Source organism: Streptomyces flaveolus (assembly GCF_000716535.1).
Classification (GTDB): domain Bacteria; phylum Actinomycetota; class Actinomycetes; order Streptomycetales; family Streptomycetaceae; genus Streptomyces; species Streptomyces flaveolus_A.
This window is the reverse complement of the sequence record NZ_JNWV01000011.1, coordinates 82,978-100,839: the sequence shown is the minus strand read 5'-3', so window position 1 is coordinate 100,839 and position 17,862 is coordinate 82,978. Positions and strand designations below refer to the sequence as shown.

Genomic DNA, 17,862 nt, shown 5'->3' with positions numbered 1-17,862 from the left:
GCCCCTACAGCGCCGCCGCCAGCTCCGTGCCCTGCTTGATCGCCCGCTTGGCGTCGAGTTCGGCCGCGACGTCCGCGCCGCCGATCAGGTGCGCGCCGCGCCCGGCGGCCACCAGCTCCTCGTACAGCTCCCGGCGCGGTTCCTGGCCGGTGCAGAGCACGACCGTGTCGACCTCCAGGACCGTGCTCTCCTCGCCGACGGTGATGTGCAGCCCGGCGTCGTCGATGCGGTCGTAGCGCACGCCCGGCACCATGGTCACGCCCCGGTGCTTCAGCTCGGTGCGGTGGATCCAGCCGGTGGTCTTGCCGAGTCCGGCGCCGACCTTGCTGGTCTTGCGCTGGAGCAGGTGGACCTGGCGGGGCGGCGCGGGCCGCTCGGGGGCGGCGAGCCCGCCCGGCGCCCGGTAGGCCATGTCGACGCCCCAGTTCCGGAAGTACGTCTCCGGGTCCTCGCTCGCCTTGTCGCCGCCGTCGGTGAGGAACTCGGCGACGTCGAAGCCGATGCCGCCGGCGCCGAGGACGGCGACGCGGTCGCCGACGGGGGCGTTGTCGCGCAGCACGTCGAGGTAGCCGAGGACGCGGGGGTGGTCGACGCCGGGGATGTCCGGGGTGCGCGGGGTGACGCCGGTGGCGACGACGACCTCGTCGAAGTCCTCCAGGTCGCCGGCCTCCACCCAGGTCTCCAGGCGGACGTCGACGCCGTGGGCGTCGAGCTGGTGGCGGAAGTAGCGCAGCGTCTCGTCGAACTCCTGCTTGCCGGGCACCTTGCGGGCGACGTTGAGCTGTCCGCCGATCTCGCTCGCCGCGTCGAAGAGCGTGACGGTGTGGCCGCGTTCGGCGGCGGAGACCGCGCAGGCGAGACCGGCCGGGCCGGCGCCGACGACGGCGACGCGCTTCCTCAGCCGGGTCGGCGCGAGGACCAACTCGGTCTCGTGGCAGGCGCGCGGGTTGACCAGGCAGGAGGTGATCTGCCCGCTGAAGGTGTGGTCGAGGCAGGCCTGGTTGCAGCCGATGCAGGTGTTGATGGCCTCGGGGGTGCCGGCGGCGGCCTTGGCGACGAAGTCGGGGTCGGCGAGCATCGGGCGGGCCATGGAGACCATGTCCGCGCAGCCGTCGGCCAGCAACTGTTCGGCGAGTTCCGGGGTGTTGATGCGGTTGGTGGTCACCAGGGGCACGGACACCTCGCCCATGAGCTTCTTGGTGACCCAGGTGTAGGCGCCGCGCGGCACGGAGGTGGCGATGGTGGGGATGCGGGCCTCGTGCCAGCCGATGCCGGTGTTGATGATCGTGGCCCCGGCGGCCTCGACGGCCTTGCCGAGCGCGATCACCTCGTCCAGCGAGGAGCCGCCCGGGACCAGGTCCAGCATGGACAGCCGGTAGACGACGATGAAGTCCTCGCCGACGGCCTCGCGCACCCGCCGGACGATCTCGACGGGGAACCGCATCCGGTTCTCGTAGGAGCCGCCCCAGCGGTCCGTGCGCCGGTTCGTCCGCGCGGCGATGAACTCGTTGATCAGATAGCCCTCGGAGCCCATGATCTCGACGCCGTCGTAGCCGGCCTGCCGCGCGAGGCGGGCGGCGCGGGCGTAGTCCTCGATGGTGCGCTCGACGTCGGCGTCGGTCAGCTCCCGGGGCGCGAAGGGGCTGATGGGCGCCTGGAGCGGGCTCGGCGCGACGAGGTCCTGGTGGTAGGCGTAGCGGCCGAAGTGCAGGATCTGCATCGCGATCCGGCCGCCCTCGCGGTGCACGGCCTCGGTGACGGTCCGGTGCCGCTCGGCCTCCGCCTCGGTGGTGAGCATGGCTCCGCCCTCGTACGGCCGTCCCTCCTCGTTGGGCGCGATGCCGCCGGTGACGATGAGTCCCACTCCCCCACGCGCGCGTGCCGCGTAGAACGCCGCCATCCGTTCGAAGCCGCGCTCGGCCTCCTCCAGGCCGACGTGCATGGAGCCCATGAGCACGCGGTTGGGCAGCGTGGTGAAGCCCAGGTCGAGCGGGGTCATCAGATGCGGGTAACGGCTCATCGGGCCCTCCGTGCGCGGTGTCGTCACCTCTTGTTGTAGAGGAAGCCCGAGGCTTTGTGCAACTAGTTGCACAACCGTGGTGGTGCGCGGGAACGGACGGCCGGACGCGACGACGCCCCGGCCGGCGATGGGCCGGCCGGGGCGCAGGGCTGGAACTCCGGCGTGTTCAGCGGCTTTCCAGGCGCAGGTGCAGGTCCCGCTCCTGGTCGCCGGAGGCCGTGCAGGTCTCCTGCACGGTGAACATCGAGTCCAGGGTGTGACGGAACCGCTCGACCGCCCAGTAGCTGCCCTGCACGTCCGCCTGGACGGGCGAGTCGAGGTGCACCGGCGGGCAGCCCCCGCCGCGGGCTTCCGCGACGTCGTACGTGCCGAGCCATACCATCGGACGGGTCTCGTGGAGCTGCTGCGGTACCTCTTCCGGAGCCCGGTCGGAGGCGAAGCAGGCGCTGAGCGCTTCGAAGACGAGCCGGGCGTCGTCCTTGGAATAACCGCTGATCTCCACCGAGACGGTTTCCGGATGCGACCGCTCCGTGTCTGCCATGATCGCTCCTTTCGTGGCCGCGCTGCGGTGGAACGGGGTACCCCGCCGAACCGCATCCATCCTCAGCAAAGCACCACCGGCCGCCGGACACACCTCAGCCGCGGGAGAACTTGTACGTCTTGCTGTCCGTCAGCACGCAGAAGCCGGGCGAGACCACGATCACGCGCAGGGTGCCGCTCCGGCGGTCGTAGTCGATGCCCTCCGCCTCGAAGGTGCCCGAGCAGGAGCTGCGCAGCGGCAACTGGCGAAGCGCCGTGACATGGCCCGAGACGTCGGCCGTGCCGTTCGGCGCGGCCGACAGGTCGATCTGGAGCAGCGGCTTGGTGAGGCCGAACAGGCTGCCCTCCGGGTCGTCGGAGGAGCACAGCAGGGTGGTCGGGCCGGAGAAGTCGCAGCCCTGGACGTCGCGGACGGCGTGGTCCAGGCGGACGGTGGAGGCCTGCGGGAGGTTGGCCGAGGGGGAGGTGGCCGGGTTGACCCCGGGGGTCGGGAAGACCAGCAGCCGGGTCATCGTGCCCCATTCCCCGGACAGCATCCACTGGCCGTCGGGCGAGATCGCGGCCCAGGAGTTGTTCAGCGCCTCACCCGCGCTCAGCGTGTGGACGTACTCCGACCAGGCGCCGCCGGGTGCCTGCACCCGGAACATCTTGGAGTTGCCGGAGTCCCGCTGGTAGGGCTCGATGTAGTAGCCGTCGTACGAGGCGTCGGGGTCGCCGACGTGGTTCCAGCCGCGGCTGGAGACGCCGAGGGGGATGGTGCCGATTCCGGTGTAGCGGTTGGGGCTGTTCGCCGGGACCTCCACCGAGGTCAGGCCCTGGCTCTCGGTCAGCGGGTCGGCGCGGTCGGAGCCGGTCTCGGTCCAGGTGTCGGCCGCGCTGGCGGGCGCGGTTGCGGCGAGCGACACGACGGCGGCGGTGGCGAGGGTGACGAGTCCGGCGAGAACTGCGTGACAACGTTGCCGGGCGGACGCGGGCATGGCCGACTCCTCTGACGGGGTTGGGGACCCAGGGTGAGCGGGCGGGAACACTCGGTCGGCGGACAGTCTGGCGTGGCGCCGTAGTCATGTACAGACCAACAGAGCAACATGAGCGTGAACTCTCACGGCCCGCGGGACCGCGCTGTACGGTCTCGGCAGGAGGTCCGGCACCGCGCGCGCCGCCGGCACGACGGCTTCGGCGGACGGCCGCGCCGTGTTGAGGGATGGTGGAGGTAGACGGCGAACGCGTCGGAGAGTCGGGTGTGAGCGCGGTAGAACAAGGGGAGTCGGCACGGGGGACGGCGTGCCGTGCGGACGGGCGAAGGCGGTGCGTGGCATGAGTGCACCCGAGGCTCCGGCGACGGAGAGCGGCGAGCCGGCGCGTGGGCCGGTGCCTCCGGGCGGCCTGCTCGACGTCCTCGGCGTGGCGTCGGTGGTGCTGGACACCGACGGGCGGATCGTGCTGTGGAGCCCGCAGGCGGAGGAGCTGTTCGGGTACACCGCGCAGGAGGCCCTCGGCCAGTACGCCGCCCGGCTGATGGTGCACGAACGGCACATCCAGCTCGTCGGCAAGCTCTTCGCCGACGTGATGCGCACCGGGCAGAGCTGGGCCGGCGGCTTCCCGGTCCGGCACAAGGACGGCAGCACCCGTCTGGTGGAGTTCCGCAACATGCGGCTGCTGGACGACCAGGGGGACGTGTACGCGCTCGGGCTCGCCGCCGACCAGTCGACCGTACGGCGGCTTGAGCAGGACGTGGCGCTGTCGGAGCGGATGGTGATGCAGTCACCGATCGGCTACGCCGTCCTGGACACCGCCCTGCGGTTCGCCTCGGTCAACCCGGCCCTCGAGAAGATGAACGGGGTGCCGGCCGCCGGGCACGTGGGCCGGACGCTGCGCGAGGTGCTGCCGATGCTGGACACCGAGTCCCTGGAGACCGCCGCCCGGCGGGTGCTGGAGACGGGCGTGCCGATGATCGACGCCACGCTCGTCGGCCGCACCCCCGCCGACCCGGACGCGGACCACACCTGGGCGCACTCGCTGTACCGGCTGGAGGACTCCATGGGCAACGTGCTCGGGGTGGCGGTCTCGATGACCGACATCACCGAGCAGCACCGGGCCTCGGTGGAGCGGGAGGCCGCCCGGCGCCGGCTCGCGATCATCGCGGACGCCTCCGCCCGGATCGGTACGACGCTGGAGCTGGAACGCACCGCCTGCGAGCTGGCCGACGTCGCCGTGCCGGAACTGGCGGACGTGGCGGCCGTGGATCTGCTGGAAGCGGTGGTCGAGGGCCGGCGCAGCACCCTGGGCCCCTCCGAGGCAGCGGTGATCCGGGCCCTCGCGGTCCGTCCGGCGGAGGGCTCGGAGGCGGTGCTGGCCGCCGACCCGCCCGGCCAGATCGCCCGGTACGCGCCCGACCGCCTGGTCACCGAATGCGTGCGCACCGGCGAGGCGGTCCTGGTGCCGCAGGTGAAGGACGAGGACCTGCCGCGCATCGCCCGCTCCCCCGAGGCGGCGGTGCTGCTGGGCCGGGCGGGCCTGCACTCGTATCTGGCGGTGCCGCTGATCGCGCGCGGCGAGGTGCTGGGCGCGCTCGACCTCAAACGCACCCGCAATCCGGCACCCTTCGACGAGGACGACGTGCTGCTGGCGCGGGAGCTGGCCGCCCGCGCGGCCGTGCAGATCGACAACGCGCGCTGGTACCAGAACGCCCGCAACACCGCGCTGACCCTGCAGCGCAGCCTGCTGCCCAGCCATCCGCCGGTCACCACCGGCCTGGAGGTGGCCTCCCGGTACCAGCCGGCGGGCGCCACCAGCGAGGTCGGCGGGGACTGGTTCGACGTGATCCCGCTGGAGGGGGGCAAGACCGCGCTCGTCGTCGGCGACGTGATGGGCAGCGGCATCAGCGCCGCCGCCACGATGGGCCGGCTGCGCACCGCGACGACCACCCTGGCCGCCCTGGATCTCGACCCGGCGCGACTGCTGGAGCACCTGGACAAGACGACCTCGGCGCTGAACCACTCGATCGCCACCTGTGTCTACGCCGTCCACGACCCGCATCTGCGGCAGTGCCGGATCGCCAACGCCGGCCACCTGCCGCCGGCCCGGGTACGGCCCGGCCACCCGGCGGAGCTGCTCGACCTGCCCACCGGGGTGCCGCTGGGGGTGGGCGGGGTCGGCTTCTCCACCGTGACGGTCGACTTCGAGCCCGGCGACGAGCTGGTGTTCTACACCGACGGACTGGTGGAGACCCGCTCGCACTCGCTGGACGAGCGCCTGGCCTCCCTGCTGTCCCTGCTCGACGACCCGGCCCGCCCGCTGGAGGAGGCCTGCGACCTCCTGCTGAGCACGCTGCACCACCCGGACAACCACGACGACGTCGCCCTGCTCATCGCCCGGGCGCAGGAACTGCCGTAGGGCCCCTGCGGCCCCGGGCGGTCGAGCGAGTCACGTGGTTCGAGGAACCGGCGGCCCGTGGCCGACCGGAATCACCCTCCGGCCCGGGGCCGTACGCCGATCACCACGTGCGCGTACATCTCCTCGCTCACCGCCAGACGGGTCGTCAGGCCCGCGGTCTCGAAGGCCCGTACGGCGGCCGGTGCCTGGCGTTCGCTGGTCTCGGTCAGCAGGCAGCCGCCGGGGGCGAGCCACTCGGGTGCCCCGGCGGCCACCCGGCGCAGCACGTCGAGCCCGTCGGCTCCGCCGTCCAGCGCGACCAACGGCTCGTGTTCGCGGGCCTCCGCCGGCAGCAGGGCCACCTCGTCGGTGGGTACGTAGGGCACGTTCGCGGTCAGGACACCCACCCGGCCGCGCAGGCCGGGGGGCAGGGCGTCGTACAGGTCGCCGTGGTGCGTCCGCCCGCCGAACGCGGCCAGATTGCGGGCGGCGCAGCGCACGGCGGCCGGATCGATGTCGGCGGCGTGCACCTCCGCCCCGGCCAGGGCGGCGGCCAGGGCCGCGCCGAGCGCGCCGGAACCGCAGCACAGGTCCACGACGACGGTCGCGTCCGGCGCGGCGGCCAGCGCCTGGTCGACCAGGAACTCGGTACGGCGGCGGGGGACGAACACCCCTGGTTCCAGGGTGACGCGCAGCCCGTGGAACTCGGCCCAGCCGAGGACCTGTTCGAGCGGCAGTCCGGCGGCGCGCCGGTCCACCATGCCGGCCGCCTCCTCGGGGGTGCGGGCGGTGGCGAGGATCAAGTCGGCCTCGTCCTCGGCGAAGACGCACCCTGCGGCGCGCAACGCGGAGACGACGGCGGACGGGGAGAGCGGAACGGGAGTGGGCATGGAAGCCGAGAGCCTTTCGGGAGCGCGAAGCCTTCAGGGCGCTCCCGCGGTCACCGGTTCCGGCGAACCGCGCCGTCACGAGGAGAGAGCACCCCAGCCGACACAGCGGTAATGGGTCTCACCTCCTCGTCGTCGAAGCCGCGGGCGTCCGCGGCCGGACGCCCACCTTACCCCACGGCCCCGACGGGCCCTCGGGGACGCCGGGTTCAGACGCCGACCGTCTCCTCGACCTCTTCCTCGGCCTCCTGCGCGGCCTCCTCCTCGGCGGCCCGCCGGGCCCCCAGACCGGGCCCGGCCACAGCGGGTACGGACTGTGCCGCGGGGGCGGCGGCTTCCTGGCGGGCGGTGCGGGTGCGCTCGTACAGGGCCGCCACCGCGGTCACCAGGACACCGGCGAGCAGCCAGCCCACCAGGGTCCACACGCTGCGGGCGAGGCCGTCGTCGCCGAAGTAGAGCAGGCTGCGGGCGCCCTCGACGAAGCCGGCGCCGTTCCAGAAGGCGTGCAGGGTGCCGAAGAAGCCGTTCTGCAGCTCGGGCCGGAACAGGCCGCCGGAGCTGGTGAAGTTCAGCATCACGAACAGCACCATCATGGTGAGCGTGGTCCACCGCTTCAGGAACGTGTGCAGACCGACGCCGATGAGGAGGATGCCCGCCGAGTAGAGCGAGGCCATGCCCCAGACGCCCGCGAGGTCGTGGTGGGCGAGGTGGAACACGGGCCCGGCGAGCAGCGCGCCGATGCCGCCGACCACGGCGGCGACACCGAGCGCGAGCAGCGCCCGGACCCGCATCGCGAGGGCGGCACCCGCGGCGCCGAGCGCGGCGACCGAGGCGTACGAGCCGATGCTGACCGCGACCAGCAGGAAGAACAGGCCCTGGCCGGTGGGGTCGTCGGCGACCGGGGCGGCCACGTCGGTGACCTTCAGCGGGACGCCCTCCTGGGCGGCGACCGGCGTGAAGACCTTCTCCACGGCCGTGGCGCCCATGTCGGACGCGGCGGTCGCCACCAGCAGCTCGGGCGCCTTGGCGCTCGGCACATAGGCGCCGGTCACCTCACGGGACCTGAGCAGGTCGACGGCGGCGGCCCGGGTGGCGACCGTGCGGACGTCGAGCTTGTCCCCCGCGGCGTCCTTGACGGTCTGTGCGAAGACCTTCGCCTTCGGGGCGGTGCCGACGACGGCGACCGGCAGGTGGTTCGGCTCCGGGGTGACGAACGCACCCATGTACGCGAGCCCCATGCCCAGGCACATCAGCAGCGGGGTGATCAGGTGCGTGAGCACATGGCGCAGTGCCGGTGACCTCATCGCGCGCGGCCCTCCAAAGGTTGGCTTATACAACTCTCACTTCAAGTTGTACTATACAACTAGAAAGCCGGAGGAGGTATTCCCGTGAGCGCAGCGGAGTCGGCCGTCGAGACGATCCAGCGCGAGATGACCATCTTCGCCCGCCGGGCCCGCGCCTCGGCGGGCCGCATGCACCCCGAGCTGTCCCTGGTGTCGTACACCCTGCTCGGCCACCTGGAGGAGCGCGGCGGCTGCCGGGCGACGGACCTGGCGGCACACTACGCCCTGGACAAGTCCACGGTGAGCCGCCAGGTGGCGGCGCTGGAGCGGGCCGGGCTGATCGAGCGCCGGCTGGACCCGGAGGACCACCGGGTCCAGGTGCTGCACCTGACGGAGGCCGGTCAGGAGATCCTGGCCCAGGTCACCCACAGCCGACGGGCCGCGTTCCGGGAACGGCTCGCGGACTGGCCGGAGGAGGACCTGGTGCGCTTCGCGGCCTACCTGGAGCGGTACAACGCCGGTCCCGGGAGCACGGCCCCGGACTGAGGCGGCGGCCCGGGCCAGGGGCGGCGCCGGGCCGCGGCACCGCGGCCCGGCCCAGGAGGCGGTGCCGGGTTACGGCACCGGTACCGCGACCCGGTCGTCCGCGTGCCGTTGCGGTGCCCTGGCCGCGAGGAACGCCGTACGCAGGCGCAGCCGGAAGCCGAGGGACTCGTACAGCCGGATGGCGTTCGTGTTCTGGGCGCCCGTGTGCAGGAACGGCGTCTCCCCGCGCTCCCGGATGCCGTGCGCGACCGCGAGGATCAGGCGGGTGGCCAGGCCCTCGCCCCGGAACGCGGGGTCGGTGCAGACCGCGCTGATCTCGGTCCAGCCCGGCGGATGCAGCCGCTCCCCCGCCATGGCGATGAGCGCGCCGCCGCGACGGATGCCCAGGTAGGTGCCGAGTTCCACGGTGCGCGCCAGGAACGGCCCCGGCTGGGTCCGCGCCACCAGGTCCAGCATCTCGGGCACGTCCGCCGGACCGAGGCGGACCGCCTCCGGGTCCGGCGCCGCGGCGAGGCCGTCGTCCACGAACTGCACGCCCTCGACCCGGAAGGTGGTCTCCCACCCCTCCGGGACCTCCCCGCGGAAGCCGAGCAGCGGGATCTCGGCGCCGGGACCGGCCAGCGCGGCGACGTCCGCCCAGTCCCGCGCGTCCGGCTCGTCGGGGAGAGCCAGCCACGGGGAGACGTCGACCGGATAGCGCAGCACCCGGCCGCGCCGCTCGGCGAAGTGGGCGTGCGGGCCGGTCAGGGAGGCGAGCGCCGGGTTGTCGAGGACGTGCGGGACACCGGCGGGGGCCGAACCGGGGGCGCCCTGGCTGCTCACGACACTCATCCGGCCACCTCGGTCACGGTCCTGCGGACATGGGCCTGGGGCATCCTCGTTTCCTCACTTCTCTCGTGCTGTCACCGGCGCACCGGAGCCGGCACTGAGCGGCAAGGAGCGACGTCGGGCCGGTATTCCCGGCCCGGGACGGAGTTCATACGGCTGCAATGCCGTGCCATGACCCGCGGCACGGCGCCACGGGGCGCCAGGACGCGCGCGCCGCGGGGCCGGCGGCCGGGGACGGGGCATCCCGGCCGACCGCGTACGGTTGAACCATGAACGTCACGCGAGGCTTCACGGGTCGCCCGCGCGTCCACAACCCGGGGCTGCCGCCCGGGCAGTACGACGCGCGCGACGACTGGCCCGTCCTGTCCGCCGAGGTCACCCCGGACCTCGCCCCCGCCGACTGGTCCTTCCGCATCGACGGTCTGGTCGAGCGCCCGCACACCTGGGACTGGGATGCGGCGCACGCCCTGCCGGCGTCGGCGTACGACGGCGACATCCACTGTGTGACCGGCTGGTCGAAGTTCGGCGTGCGGTTCGGCGGCGTCTCGCTGGACGCCTTCTTCCATGTGGTGCGCCCCCATGGGTCCGCCACACATGCCGTCGCCCACTCCCACACGGGCTACACCACCAACCTGCCGCTGGCCGACCTCACCGGCGGGCGGGCGTGGATCGTCTGGGAGTACGACGGCGCACCGCTGCCGCCCGAACACGGCGGCCCGGCGCGGCTCCTGGTGCCCCACCTGTACTTCTGGAAGAGCGCCAAGTGGATCGCGGGCATCACACTCCTCGACCACGACGAGCCGGGTTTCTGGGAGCGCAACGGCTACCACGCGCGCGGCAACCCGTGGGAGGAACAGCGGTACTCCGGTGACTGAGACGACGACTTCCGTGACGCGGTTCGCGGTGCCCGGGCGGATCGCCGTGAGCGAGCAGGCGGCCTCCGTGTGGCAGACGGCCACGCTGACGGAGATCCGGCGCGAGACACCGCACGCGGCCACGTTCCGGCTGGCGGTACCGGGCTGGGCCGGACATCTGCCGGGCCAGCATCTGCTGCTGCGGCTGACCGCGGCCGACGGCTATGCGGCGCAGCGCCACTATTCGATCGCGTCGGCGCCGGACGGCTCCGGGCACATCGAGCTGACCCTGGACCGGGTGCCGGACGGCGAGGTCTCCGGCTGGTTCCACACCGTGGCCCGCCCCGGTGACACGGTGGAGGTGCGGGGTCCGCTCAGCGGCTTCTTCGCCTGGGCGGGCGACCGGCCCGCGCTGCTGATCGGGGCCGGCTCCGGGGTCGTACCGCTGATGTCGATGATCCGGCACCAGCGGGCGCGCGGCCTCTCCGTCCCGGTGCGGATGCTGGTGTCGGCGCGCAGTCCCGAGGAGCTGATCTACGCGTCCGAGCTGGGTGCGGAGACGACGCCGGTGTTCACACGCAGCGCTCCGCCCGGGGTGCCGGTGGGACGTATGACGGCCGCACATGTGGCGCCGCTCCTGGCCCAACAGCCCGTCGGTGGGTGGGAGGCCTATGTGTGCGGGTCCAACGGCTTCGCCGAACACGCTTCCCGGCTGCTGGTAGCGGCCGGCCAGCCGGTGGACCGCATCCGGATCGAGCGCTTCGGCTGACGCCGAGGGGCGGACCGGGCGAGCCGAGGGGCGGTGGGTCCGGCGGCACCGAGCAGGCAGGCCGGGACCGACCGTCCGCGGGCACGGAGTGGTTCGCGCACCGGCCCGCTCAAACGGCTCGGCCGGGACCCGGCCGGGCGTTCGGGTCGCGGGGCGGGGCACGGCGCGCGATCGTGGGGCGCATGGTGTGTGCCGTGCGCCATATGGGCTGGATCTCGCGGTTCGCGGCATGCGCGAGGTGCGCCGAACGGGGTACGAGACGGGTGTGGACGCTCGTGTCCGTGAGCGGCGGGGGCGGTGGACCGGCGACCCGGCTCCTCCCGCTCTCCGGCTCCGGCGGTGGCGAGGAGGTGGACATGCGTACCCGGGTGCGTGGCTGGCGCTGGCGGCGCAATCCGCTGCGGCGCCGGTCGGACGTCGTGGAGGCGTGGACGGTGCTGGTGGTCGCCGTCCTGATGTTCGTGGTCGCCCCCCTGGTCGGGGTGGCCGCGGGTCTGCACGCGCACGACCAGGCCCGGGCGCTCGCCGCGGCCCAGCGTGCCGAACGCCATCAGGTGCGTGCCGTGGTGGTCGGCGAGACGCCCCAGCGGCTGACCGCTTCGCAGAGCGACCAGCGGCAGCCCTACCGCGCCCAGGTCCGCTGGACCGAGCCTGGCAAGGGCGTCCGGACGGCGTGGGCGCGGGTGCCGGCGGGGACCCGCGCCGGGGAGCCGGTGTCGGTGTGGTTCGACTCCCGGGGCCGTAGTGCCGCACCGCCGCCGGACGACGTCGCGGTGTGGCAGCACGCCGTCACCGTGGGGCTGTGCGCGGCGGGCGGTACGGCGACCCTCGTCTTCCTCGGGCACGCGATCGAGCGCCGGATCGCCCTGCGCCACCGGCTGGCCGAGTGGGAGCGGGAGTGGGCCCGGACAGGACCCCGGTGGACCCAGCCGCGCGCATGACCCCGGCCGCCGGACGCGGGTGTCAGTCGGCTGCCAGTTGCTGTCAGGTGACCCGACCACTGCGAGCGTCCTCGTCACCCTCCCACCATCCGGGAGCAAGCGCTTACTCATCGGTCGGCCAGCCACGATGAGACACCGGTAGGAACAACCGAACCCGGTCCGTACCCCCATCCGACCCTGGCGAGTCATCCGATCACCCACGTACGGTGAGGCGACGCAGTCTCCCTTCACGAAGGCGGTTGTTGATGGCCCTGTTCGATCTCCCCCTCGACGAACTCCGCGCGTACCGCAGCGAGTCCTCCGAGCCGGACGACTTCGACGCCTTCTGGGACAAGACGCTCCGGCAGGCCCGCGAGCACGAGCTGGACGCGCGCTTCGAGCCGGTGGAGACCGGACTGTCCACGGTCGAGGTGTACGACGTGACGTTCGCCGGGTTCGGCGGCCACCCGGTGAAGGGCTGGCTGCGGCTGCCGGCCGGGGCCACGGAACCGCTGCCGCTGGTCGTGGAGTTCATCGGCTACGGCGGCGGGCGCGGCCTGCCGCACGAGAACCTGCTGTGGGCGTCGACGGGCCGGGCCCACTTCGCGATGGATACCCGCGGCCAGGGCAGCGCCTGGGGCGGCGGGGGCGGCACGCCGGACCCGGTGGGCGCGGCGCCCGCGTACCCCGGGTTCATGACGCGGGGCATCGACGCGCCGGAGAACTACTACTACCGCCGGGTGTTCACGGACGCCGTGCGGGCGGTCGAGGCCGCCCGTTCCCACCCGCTGGCCGACCCGGCGCGGACGGCGGTGACCGGCGGAAGTCAGGGCGGCGGCATCGCCCTGGCCGTCGGCGGCCTGGTCCCCGACCTGGTGGCGGTCGCCCCGGACGTGCCGTTCCTGTGCGACTTCCCGCGCGCCGCGACCCTGACGGACCGTCACCCGTACCGGGAGATCGGCCTGTTCCTGAAGACGCACCGCGGGCGCTCGGCGGATGTGCTGCGCACGCTGTCCTACTTCGACGGGGTGCACTTCGCGGCCCGGGGCCGGGCACCGGCCCTGTTCTCGGCGGCCTTGGAGGACCAGACCTGCCCGCCGTCGACCGTGTTCGCGGCGTTCAACGCGTGGGCGCACGAGGACAAGGCGATCGAGGTGTACGACTTCAACGACCACGAGGGCGGCGGCCCCTTCCAGGAGGCGGAGAAGATGCGCTGGCTGCGGTCGTACGCCTGACGGACAGCACCGGTCTTTCCTCCGGTCCGACCAGTCGGTACGTTCGGAGCGCCCGGGCCGCGGTGCCGCGGCCCGGTCCCCGGCGACGACGGAGGCCACATGTCCGCGCACGAAGCCCAGCAGAACCGGCAGACACCGGAGACGGACGCACGGATCCACGGGCACTGCGATCCGCGGTTCGCAGCGGTACGGGAGGCGTTCGCGGAGAACTTCCGCGAACGCGGTGAACTCGGCGCGGCGGTGGCGGTGACCGTCGCCGGGGAGACGGTCGTGGACCTGTGGGGCGGCTGGGCGGACGCGGCCCGCACCCGGCCCTGGGCACGGGACACCGTGGTGAACGTGTGGTCGACCACCAAGGGACCCGTGGCCCTGTGCGCGCACATCCTCGCCGACCGGGGGCTGCTCGACCTCGACGCTCCGGTGGCCACCTACTGGCCGGAATTCGCCGCCGAAGGCAAGGACAAGGTGCTCGTACGGCACCTGCTGTCGCACCGCTCCGGGCTGTCCGGGCTGCGCGAGCCGCACACCCTGGAGGAGCTGTACGACTGGGAGCTGACCACCGCGCGGCTCGCGGCGACGGCGCCCTGGTGGGAGCCGGGCACCCGGTCGGGCTACCACGCGCTGACGTACGGCTTCCTGGTCGGGGAGGTCGTGCGGCGCGTCTCGGGACTGCGGCCGGGGGCCTTCCTGGAGCGGGAGGTGACCGGACCGCTCGGACTGGACTTCACGGTGGGCCTGCCGGAGCGGGACTCCGGCCGGGCGGCGGAACTGGTGCATCCACCGGCCGCGTCGCGCGGTGAACAGGCGGCGGTCTTCAGCCAGTTGGCACCGGCCGCGCTGGCGGCCCTGACCAACCCCCTCGTCGGGGCGGCGGAGGCGAACACCCCCGCCTGGCGGGCGGCGGAGATCCCGGCGGCCAACGGCCACGGCACCGCCCGGGCCGTCGCGGCGCTGTACGGCGTCTTCGCCGGGCGCGGCTCGTACGGCGGCCGGCGGATCCTGTCACCGGAGGCGGCGGAGCGGGTGCGCGAGGGTCAGGGCCGCTGTCGCGACCTCGTGATCGGCGCGGGCTTCGAGAGCGAGACGGAGGCGGGGCTCGGGTTGTGGCTGAGCGGGCCCCAGGGGTCGTACGGCCCGAATCCACGGGCTTTCGGCCATGACGGATTCGGCGGTTCCTGCGGGCTCGCCGACCCGGACGCGGGGGTGTCGCTGGGGTACGTGATGAACCGGATGGGGCCGCACATCGCCAATGATCCACGGAAAACAGCGCTGGTGGACGCCCTCTACAGCGCCCTGTGAGGGCGGGGCGCGGCGCCTGGTGACCGCCGTGCGCGCGGGTGGATTTCGGTCGAACCGGCGGACCGCTCTTCCGTCGTGGTTTAGACCAATGGTAGTCATGGTCGCGCACTGAACCCGCATGACTACCTTTTGTCACCGACAGGAGGGCGCGGCATGGCCCGCACCACCCCGCACGATCCCCCGCCCGGCGACGACCGGCCCCTGTACGGGCGGATCGCGGCGCTGCTGCTCGACGAACTGCGCGCCGGCACCATTCCACCGGGCGAACGACTGCCGGGCGAACGGCACTTGGCCGCGCACTACGGGGTCAGCCGGGAGACCGTCCGTCAGGCGCTGGAGGTGCTGCGCCGCAGCGGTGCGGTCGCCACCGACCGGCGGGGCAGTCACGCGACGCTGCCCGGCCGGCCCGTCGAGACGGCGGAATCGCTCGCCTTCCCGGTGGGCGCGCGGCCGGTGGACCCCTACGCGGTCGACCGGGCCACGGTGACCTGGGAGGAGCCGCCACCGGAGCACGCACGGGCTCTGGGCCTGGCCCCGCACCGGCCGACGCTGGTGCACCGCTACCGGTCGGTGACGCCGGACGGCCGGTCGCTGCGCACGGCGGTGACGTCGTTCTCCGCCGTGGCGCTGGCCGAGGTGGCCGAGCTGGGCCGCTACCGGGACCGGGCCGACGGGGCCACGCCCGCGCAGCTACGGCGGGCCTACGACTGGATGCGCAGGGCGGGCCTGACCCTGCACCACCGGGACGCCATCACCCAGGTCGGCGACGCCTCCTCGGTGCGGGTGACCCGGCGCGTGCACGACCAGTACGCGCGCCCGCTGGAGATCACCGACCTGGTGGTGAACGCCGAACGCGACGCCTTGGTCTACGAGTTCACGCTGCCCGCCGCCGGCTGACCACCGAGGGGCGCCGCGTCGGCCCGTCGGGCGACCACCAGCCGGGCGCGCGGGGAGCCGTCGGCTCGCCGGCCGAAGCCCGGCAGGGCACCCAGCTCGACCGTCAGGCCCGCGCGCTCCAACTCGCGCAGCACGGTGCCGAGTCGGAAGGTCCGGTAGTACATGACGAACGGCGGTCGCCACAGCGCGTTGCGCACCCGCATCACCGCGTCGAAGCCGAGCAGCGTCCAGAAGCCGGGGTGTGCCGGGCCGGGCGGCGCGAACACCGGGAAGGCGAAGCGGCCGCCGGGCCGCAGCACCGAGTGGACCTGGGCGAAGAGCCCGGGCAGTTCGCGGGGCAGGAAGTGACCGAACGCCCCGAAGGAGACGACGAGATCGAAGGCGGCCGTGAACGGCAGGGCCCGGGCGTCGCCGCGCACCCATGCGACCGCGGGCCCGTCGGCGGCCGGCACCCGCCGGCGGGCGACGTCGAGCATGCCGGCGCTGAAGTCGACCCCGGTGACGCTGCGGCGGCACAGTCCGGTCAGCAGGTGCGTTCCGGCGCCGGTGCCGCAGCACAGGTCCAGTCCGTCCGTGAAGGGGCCGAGCGGGGCGAGCGCCTTCGCCACGGAGTCCAGCACGGCGTCGGGCGTCCGGAAGGGGGTGTGGTCGAACTTCGGCGCGAGCAGGTCGTAGCCGTGCTCCACGGAGGACAGCGCCTGCACGGCCAGCTCGCGGAGCGTGGGGCCTTCGGGACCGAACATGACGTCAGCCTATGACGGCGGTGTCCCGGCACGGGAGAAGGCGAACCGGAGCGACGACCGGCTCCCACCGCGGGCCCGGCACCGGCCGCAGCGACCGCGTTCAACCGAAGGTGTCGTGGCACAGCCGCGCGATCTCCGGTGTGGTCACGCCGTCCGCCTGGCGGCACAGGTCGCGCATCCGGACGGCGGCGGGCGGCCGGGAGGCCGGGCGGGGGCGTCGGACCGGGCGTCGTACCGGTGTCCGGTGCTCCGGGCGGGGGTGTCGCACCGGCGGGGCGGCCGGTGCCACCGCCCGGGGAGGCGCCGCGGGCACCGGCCCGGGTCCGGTCCGGTGACTGCGTCGCGGCCCGTGGCCGGTGCGGACCAGCGCCGCGTACCCGGACGGCGCTGCGACCGGCTCCTGGAGCACCGAGGGCCGCACCGCCGTGTCGGGCGCGAGGGAGCGCCGGGGCCGGGCGGCATCGGGCGGGGGAACGGAGCTGACGGTGGTGCAGCCGGCGACGGTCACCAGCGCCGCCACCAGCAGCGGAAGAAGTCGGCGAGGCACCCGCCCACTGTGCCGCACCGCCCGGGGTCACGACCCGTTCCGCAGGGGATCACCACCCTGATGAGCGATCCGCGGGGCCGACGCGGCGGCACGGCGCCGTCGGAGCACCGCGAGGACCCGCTCGCACCAGCGCAGGTTCTCCTCCTCGAAGGCGATCCCGGCCATGAGCGTGAGGTACGGCCCGACCCGGTCGGCGGCCTCCAGGAACTCCTCCTCCGTACGGCCGTCGAGCAGGCGCTCGCGCACCCGCCGGTAGCGGTCGAGCTTGCCGCGCGCCCAGCCCATGCGTTCCTCGATCAGCTCCCGGGTGACCTCCGGGTCACCCCCGTCCATGGCCTGGACCTTGATGAGGAGTTCGTCCCGGATCGCGGTGGGCCGCTTCGGGGGCTCGGCGGCGAACGCGCTCAGCTCGGCCCGGCCGGTCTCGGTGAGCGTGAACATCCGCTTGTTGGGCCGGCGTTCCTGCTGCACGGTGCGGGCCTGGACCAGCCCGTCACCGGCGAGGCGCTCCAGCTCCCGGTAGAGCTGCTGGGGGGTCGCGGGCCAGAAGTTGGCGAACGAGACGTCGAAGGCCTTCGAGAGCTCGTAGCCCGAGGCCTCGCCCTCCAGCAGGGCGGCCAGGACGGCGTACTTGAGCGACATGTGGACAGGCTAGCAGTCAGTTGACTAATCTCATCCACACTTATTCAACAAGTTGACTAGTGAGTGGGGTGAGCCGATGCGCGCGTTCCGCGAGGCGGTGGAGGCCGGGGACCTGGACGCCGTCGAGGCACTGCTGGCCGAGGACGTCGTCTTCACCAGCCCGGTCGTCTTCAAGCCGTACCCGGGCAAGGCGATCACCGCGGCGGTGTTGCGCGCGGTGGTCCACGTCTTCGACGACTTCCGGTACGTCCGGGAGATCGGCGACCCGGACGGCTCGGACCACGCGCTGGTCTTCCGGGCGCGGGTCGGCGACCGGGAGCTGACCGGCTGCGACTTCCTGCACGTGAACGAGGACGGCCTGATCGACGACCTCATGGTCATGGTCCGTCCGCTGTCGGGCGCGCAGGCCCTCCGCGAGGCCATGGCCGCGCGGTTCGAGCAGATCGTCAAGGATGCCGAGGCGCGGTCGGCGTGAACCGC

At 73.5% G+C, this 17,862-nt stretch carries 18 protein-coding genes; 9 read left to right on the top strand and 9 right to left on the bottom strand.

Features of this window, described 5'->3' with window-relative positions; genetic code table 11:
* Nucleotides 1-4: 4 nt before the first annotated feature.
* From OO52_RS13710 to OO52_RS13700, 3 genes are all read right to left on the bottom strand, one after another.
* Nucleotides 5-2,020 carry an NADPH-dependent 2,4-dienoyl-CoA reductase gene (locus tag OO52_RS13710; protein ID WP_030644203.1) on the bottom strand — a complete coding sequence of 672 codons (2,016 nt, stop codon included), beginning with the start codon at nt 2,018-2,020 and terminating at the stop codon, nt 5-7.
* A gap of 166 nt (nt 2,021-2,186) precedes the next feature.
* Nucleotides 2,187-2,561, bottom strand: a complete 375-nt coding sequence (locus tag OO52_RS13705; protein WP_015493191.1) for a hypothetical protein — start codon at nt 2,559-2,561, stop codon at nt 2,187-2,189.
* A gap of 94 nt (nt 2,562-2,655) precedes the next feature.
* Nucleotides 2,656-3,537, bottom strand: a complete 882-nt coding sequence (locus OO52_RS13700; RefSeq protein WP_030644201.1) for a hypothetical protein — start codon at nt 3,535-3,537, stop codon at nt 2,656-2,658.
* 337 nt (nt 3,538-3,874) lie between these two features.
* On the opposite strand from OO52_RS13700, the gene OO52_RS13695 reads away from it, so the two are divergent.
* Complete coding sequence (locus OO52_RS13695; protein ID WP_030644199.1) at nt 3,875-5,953, top strand: SpoIIE family protein phosphatase; 2,079 nt, start codon at nt 3,875-3,877, stop codon at nt 5,951-5,953.
* Nucleotides 5,954-6,024: 71 nt separating this feature from the next.
* Here OO52_RS13695 and OO52_RS13690 read toward each other — a convergent pair whose 3' ends face one another.
* Both OO52_RS13690 and OO52_RS13685 read right to left on the bottom strand, forming a co-directional pair.
* Entirely contained in the window at nt 6,025-6,822 is a 798-nt protein-coding gene (locus OO52_RS13690) for a putative protein N(5)-glutamine methyltransferase (RefSeq protein ID WP_030644198.1), read from the bottom strand.
* Nucleotides 6,823-7,028: 206 nt separating this feature from the next.
* Nucleotides 7,029-8,123 (bottom strand): membrane protein, encoded by a 1,095-nt coding sequence (locus OO52_RS13685; protein ID WP_030644196.1) that lies wholly within the window; start codon nt 8,121-8,123, stop codon nt 7,029-7,031.
* Between the two features lie 84 nt (nt 8,124-8,207).
* On the opposite strand from OO52_RS13685, the gene OO52_RS13680 reads away from it, so the two are divergent.
* Complete coding sequence (locus OO52_RS13680; RefSeq protein ID WP_030644193.1) at nt 8,208-8,648, top strand: MarR family winged helix-turn-helix transcriptional regulator; 441 nt, start codon at nt 8,208-8,210, stop codon at nt 8,646-8,648.
* Nucleotides 8,649-8,717: 69 nt separating this feature from the next.
* Here OO52_RS13680 and OO52_RS13675 read toward each other — a convergent pair whose 3' ends face one another.
* Nucleotides 8,718-9,479 (bottom strand): GNAT family N-acetyltransferase, encoded by a 762-nt coding sequence (locus OO52_RS13675; protein ID WP_030644191.1) that lies wholly within the window; start codon nt 9,477-9,479, stop codon nt 8,718-8,720.
* Nucleotides 9,480-9,745: 266 nt separating this feature from the next.
* On the opposite strand from OO52_RS13675, the gene OO52_RS13670 reads away from it, so the two are divergent.
* The 6 genes from OO52_RS13670 (at nt 9,746) to OO52_RS13645 (ending at nt 15,450) form a co-directional block, all read left to right on the top strand.
* Complete coding sequence (locus OO52_RS13670) at nt 9,746-10,351, top strand: sulfite oxidase-like oxidoreductase (protein WP_030644189.1); 606 nt, start codon at nt 9,746-9,748, stop codon at nt 10,349-10,351.
* Nucleotides 10,344-11,099: a ferredoxin reductase gene (locus OO52_RS13665; RefSeq protein ID WP_030644187.1), complete on the top strand. Its 756-nt coding sequence runs from the start codon at nt 10,344-10,346 to the stop codon at nt 11,097-11,099. The genes OO52_RS13670 and OO52_RS13665 overlap by 8 nt, the downstream gene beginning before the upstream one ends.
* 356 nt (nt 11,100-11,455) lie before the next feature.
* On the top strand, nt 11,456-12,040 hold the full coding sequence (locus OO52_RS13660; RefSeq protein ID WP_030644185.1) for an Rv1733c family protein: 585 nt from the start codon (nt 11,456-11,458) through the stop codon (nt 12,038-12,040).
* Nucleotides 12,041-12,285: 245 nt separating this feature from the next.
* A complete protein-coding gene (locus OO52_RS13655) occupies nt 12,286-13,254 on the top strand; it encodes an acetylxylan esterase (RefSeq protein WP_030644183.1) in 969 nt (322 codons plus the stop codon).
* 99 nt (nt 13,255-13,353) lie between these two features.
* Nucleotides 13,354-14,553, top strand: a complete 1,200-nt coding sequence (locus tag OO52_RS13650) for a serine hydrolase domain-containing protein (protein WP_051818404.1) — start codon at nt 13,354-13,356, stop codon at nt 14,551-14,553.
* A 153-nt stretch (nt 14,554-14,706) separates the two neighbouring features.
* Entirely contained in the window at nt 14,707-15,450 is a 744-nt protein-coding gene (locus OO52_RS13645) for a GntR family transcriptional regulator (protein ID WP_030644179.1), read from the top strand.
* On the opposite strand, the gene OO52_RS13640 is transcribed toward OO52_RS13645, so the two are convergent.
* From OO52_RS13640 to OO52_RS13630, 3 genes are all read right to left on the bottom strand, one after another.
* The gene (locus OO52_RS13640) at nt 15,420-16,193 is read right to left on the bottom strand and encodes a class I SAM-dependent methyltransferase (RefSeq protein ID WP_030644177.1); all 774 of its coding nucleotides are present in this window, start codon (nt 16,191-16,193) and stop codon (nt 15,420-15,422) included. The genes OO52_RS13645 and OO52_RS13640 overlap by 31 nt on opposite strands.
* A 100-nt stretch (nt 16,194-16,293) precedes the next feature.
* Entirely contained in the window at nt 16,294-16,740 is a 447-nt protein-coding gene (locus OO52_RS13635) for a hypothetical protein (RefSeq protein ID WP_234339808.1), read from the bottom strand.
* Nucleotides 16,741-16,767: 27 nt separating this feature from the next.
* Nucleotides 16,768-17,382 (bottom strand): PadR family transcriptional regulator, encoded by a 615-nt coding sequence (locus OO52_RS13630; RefSeq protein ID WP_051818402.1) that lies wholly within the window; start codon nt 17,380-17,382, stop codon nt 16,768-16,770.
* 76 nt (nt 17,383-17,458) lie between these two features.
* Between OO52_RS13630 and OO52_RS13625 the strand changes: the two genes are divergently transcribed.
* The gene (locus OO52_RS13625; protein WP_030644171.1) at nt 17,459-17,857 is read left to right on the top strand and encodes a nuclear transport factor 2 family protein; all 399 of its coding nucleotides are present in this window, start codon (nt 17,459-17,461) and stop codon (nt 17,855-17,857) included.
* The last annotated feature ends 5 nt before the right edge of the window (nt 17,858-17,862 follow it).

Excerpts from the sequence above, each read along its gene's own strand:
- OO52_RS13700 (WP_030644201.1), bottom strand. The coding sequence starts at position 3,537 with ATGCCCGCGTCCGCCCGGCAACGTTGTCACGCAGTTCTCGCCGGACTC.
- OO52_RS13650 (WP_051818404.1), top strand. The coding sequence starts at position 13,354 with ATGTCCGCGCACGAAGCCCAGCAGAACCGGCAGACACCGGAGACGGAC.
- OO52_RS13655 (WP_030644183.1), top strand. The coding sequence starts at position 12,286 with ATGGCCCTGTTCGATCTCCCCCTCGACGAACTCCGCGCGTACCGCAGC.
- OO52_RS13645 (WP_030644179.1), top strand. The coding sequence starts at position 14,707 with ATGGCCCGCACCACCCCGCACGATCCCCCGCCCGGCGACGACCGGCCC.
- OO52_RS13630 (WP_051818402.1), bottom strand. The coding sequence starts at position 17,382 with ATGTCGCTCAAGTACGCCGTCCTGGCCGCCCTGCTGGAGGGCGAGGCC.
- OO52_RS13675 (WP_030644191.1), bottom strand. The coding sequence starts at position 9,479 with ATGAGTGTCGTGAGCAGCCAGGGCGCCCCCGGTTCGGCCCCCGCCGGT.
- OO52_RS13690 (WP_030644198.1), bottom strand. The coding sequence starts at position 6,822 with ATGCCCACTCCCGTTCCGCTCTCCCCGTCCGCCGTCGTCTCCGCGTTG.
- OO52_RS13685 (WP_030644196.1), bottom strand. The coding sequence starts at position 8,123 with ATGAGGTCACCGGCACTGCGCCATGTGCTCACGCACCTGATCACCCCG.
- OO52_RS13625 (WP_030644171.1), top strand. The coding sequence starts at position 17,459 with ATGCGCGCGTTCCGCGAGGCGGTGGAGGCCGGGGACCTGGACGCCGTC.
- OO52_RS13695 (WP_030644199.1), top strand. The coding sequence starts at position 3,875 with ATGAGTGCACCCGAGGCTCCGGCGACGGAGAGCGGCGAGCCGGCGCGT.
- OO52_RS13710 (WP_030644203.1), bottom strand. The coding sequence starts at position 2,020 with ATGAGCCGTTACCCGCATCTGATGACCCCGCTCGACCTGGGCTTCACC.
- OO52_RS13670 (WP_030644189.1), top strand. The coding sequence starts at position 9,746 with ATGAACGTCACGCGAGGCTTCACGGGTCGCCCGCGCGTCCACAACCCG.
- OO52_RS13705 (WP_015493191.1), bottom strand. The coding sequence starts at position 2,561 with ATGGCAGACACGGAGCGGTCGCATCCGGAAACCGTCTCGGTGGAGATC.
- OO52_RS13640 (WP_030644177.1), bottom strand. The coding sequence starts at position 16,193 with ATGTTCGGTCCCGAAGGCCCCACGCTCCGCGAGCTGGCCGTGCAGGCG.
- OO52_RS13660 (WP_030644185.1), top strand. The coding sequence starts at position 11,456 with ATGCGTACCCGGGTGCGTGGCTGGCGCTGGCGGCGCAATCCGCTGCGG.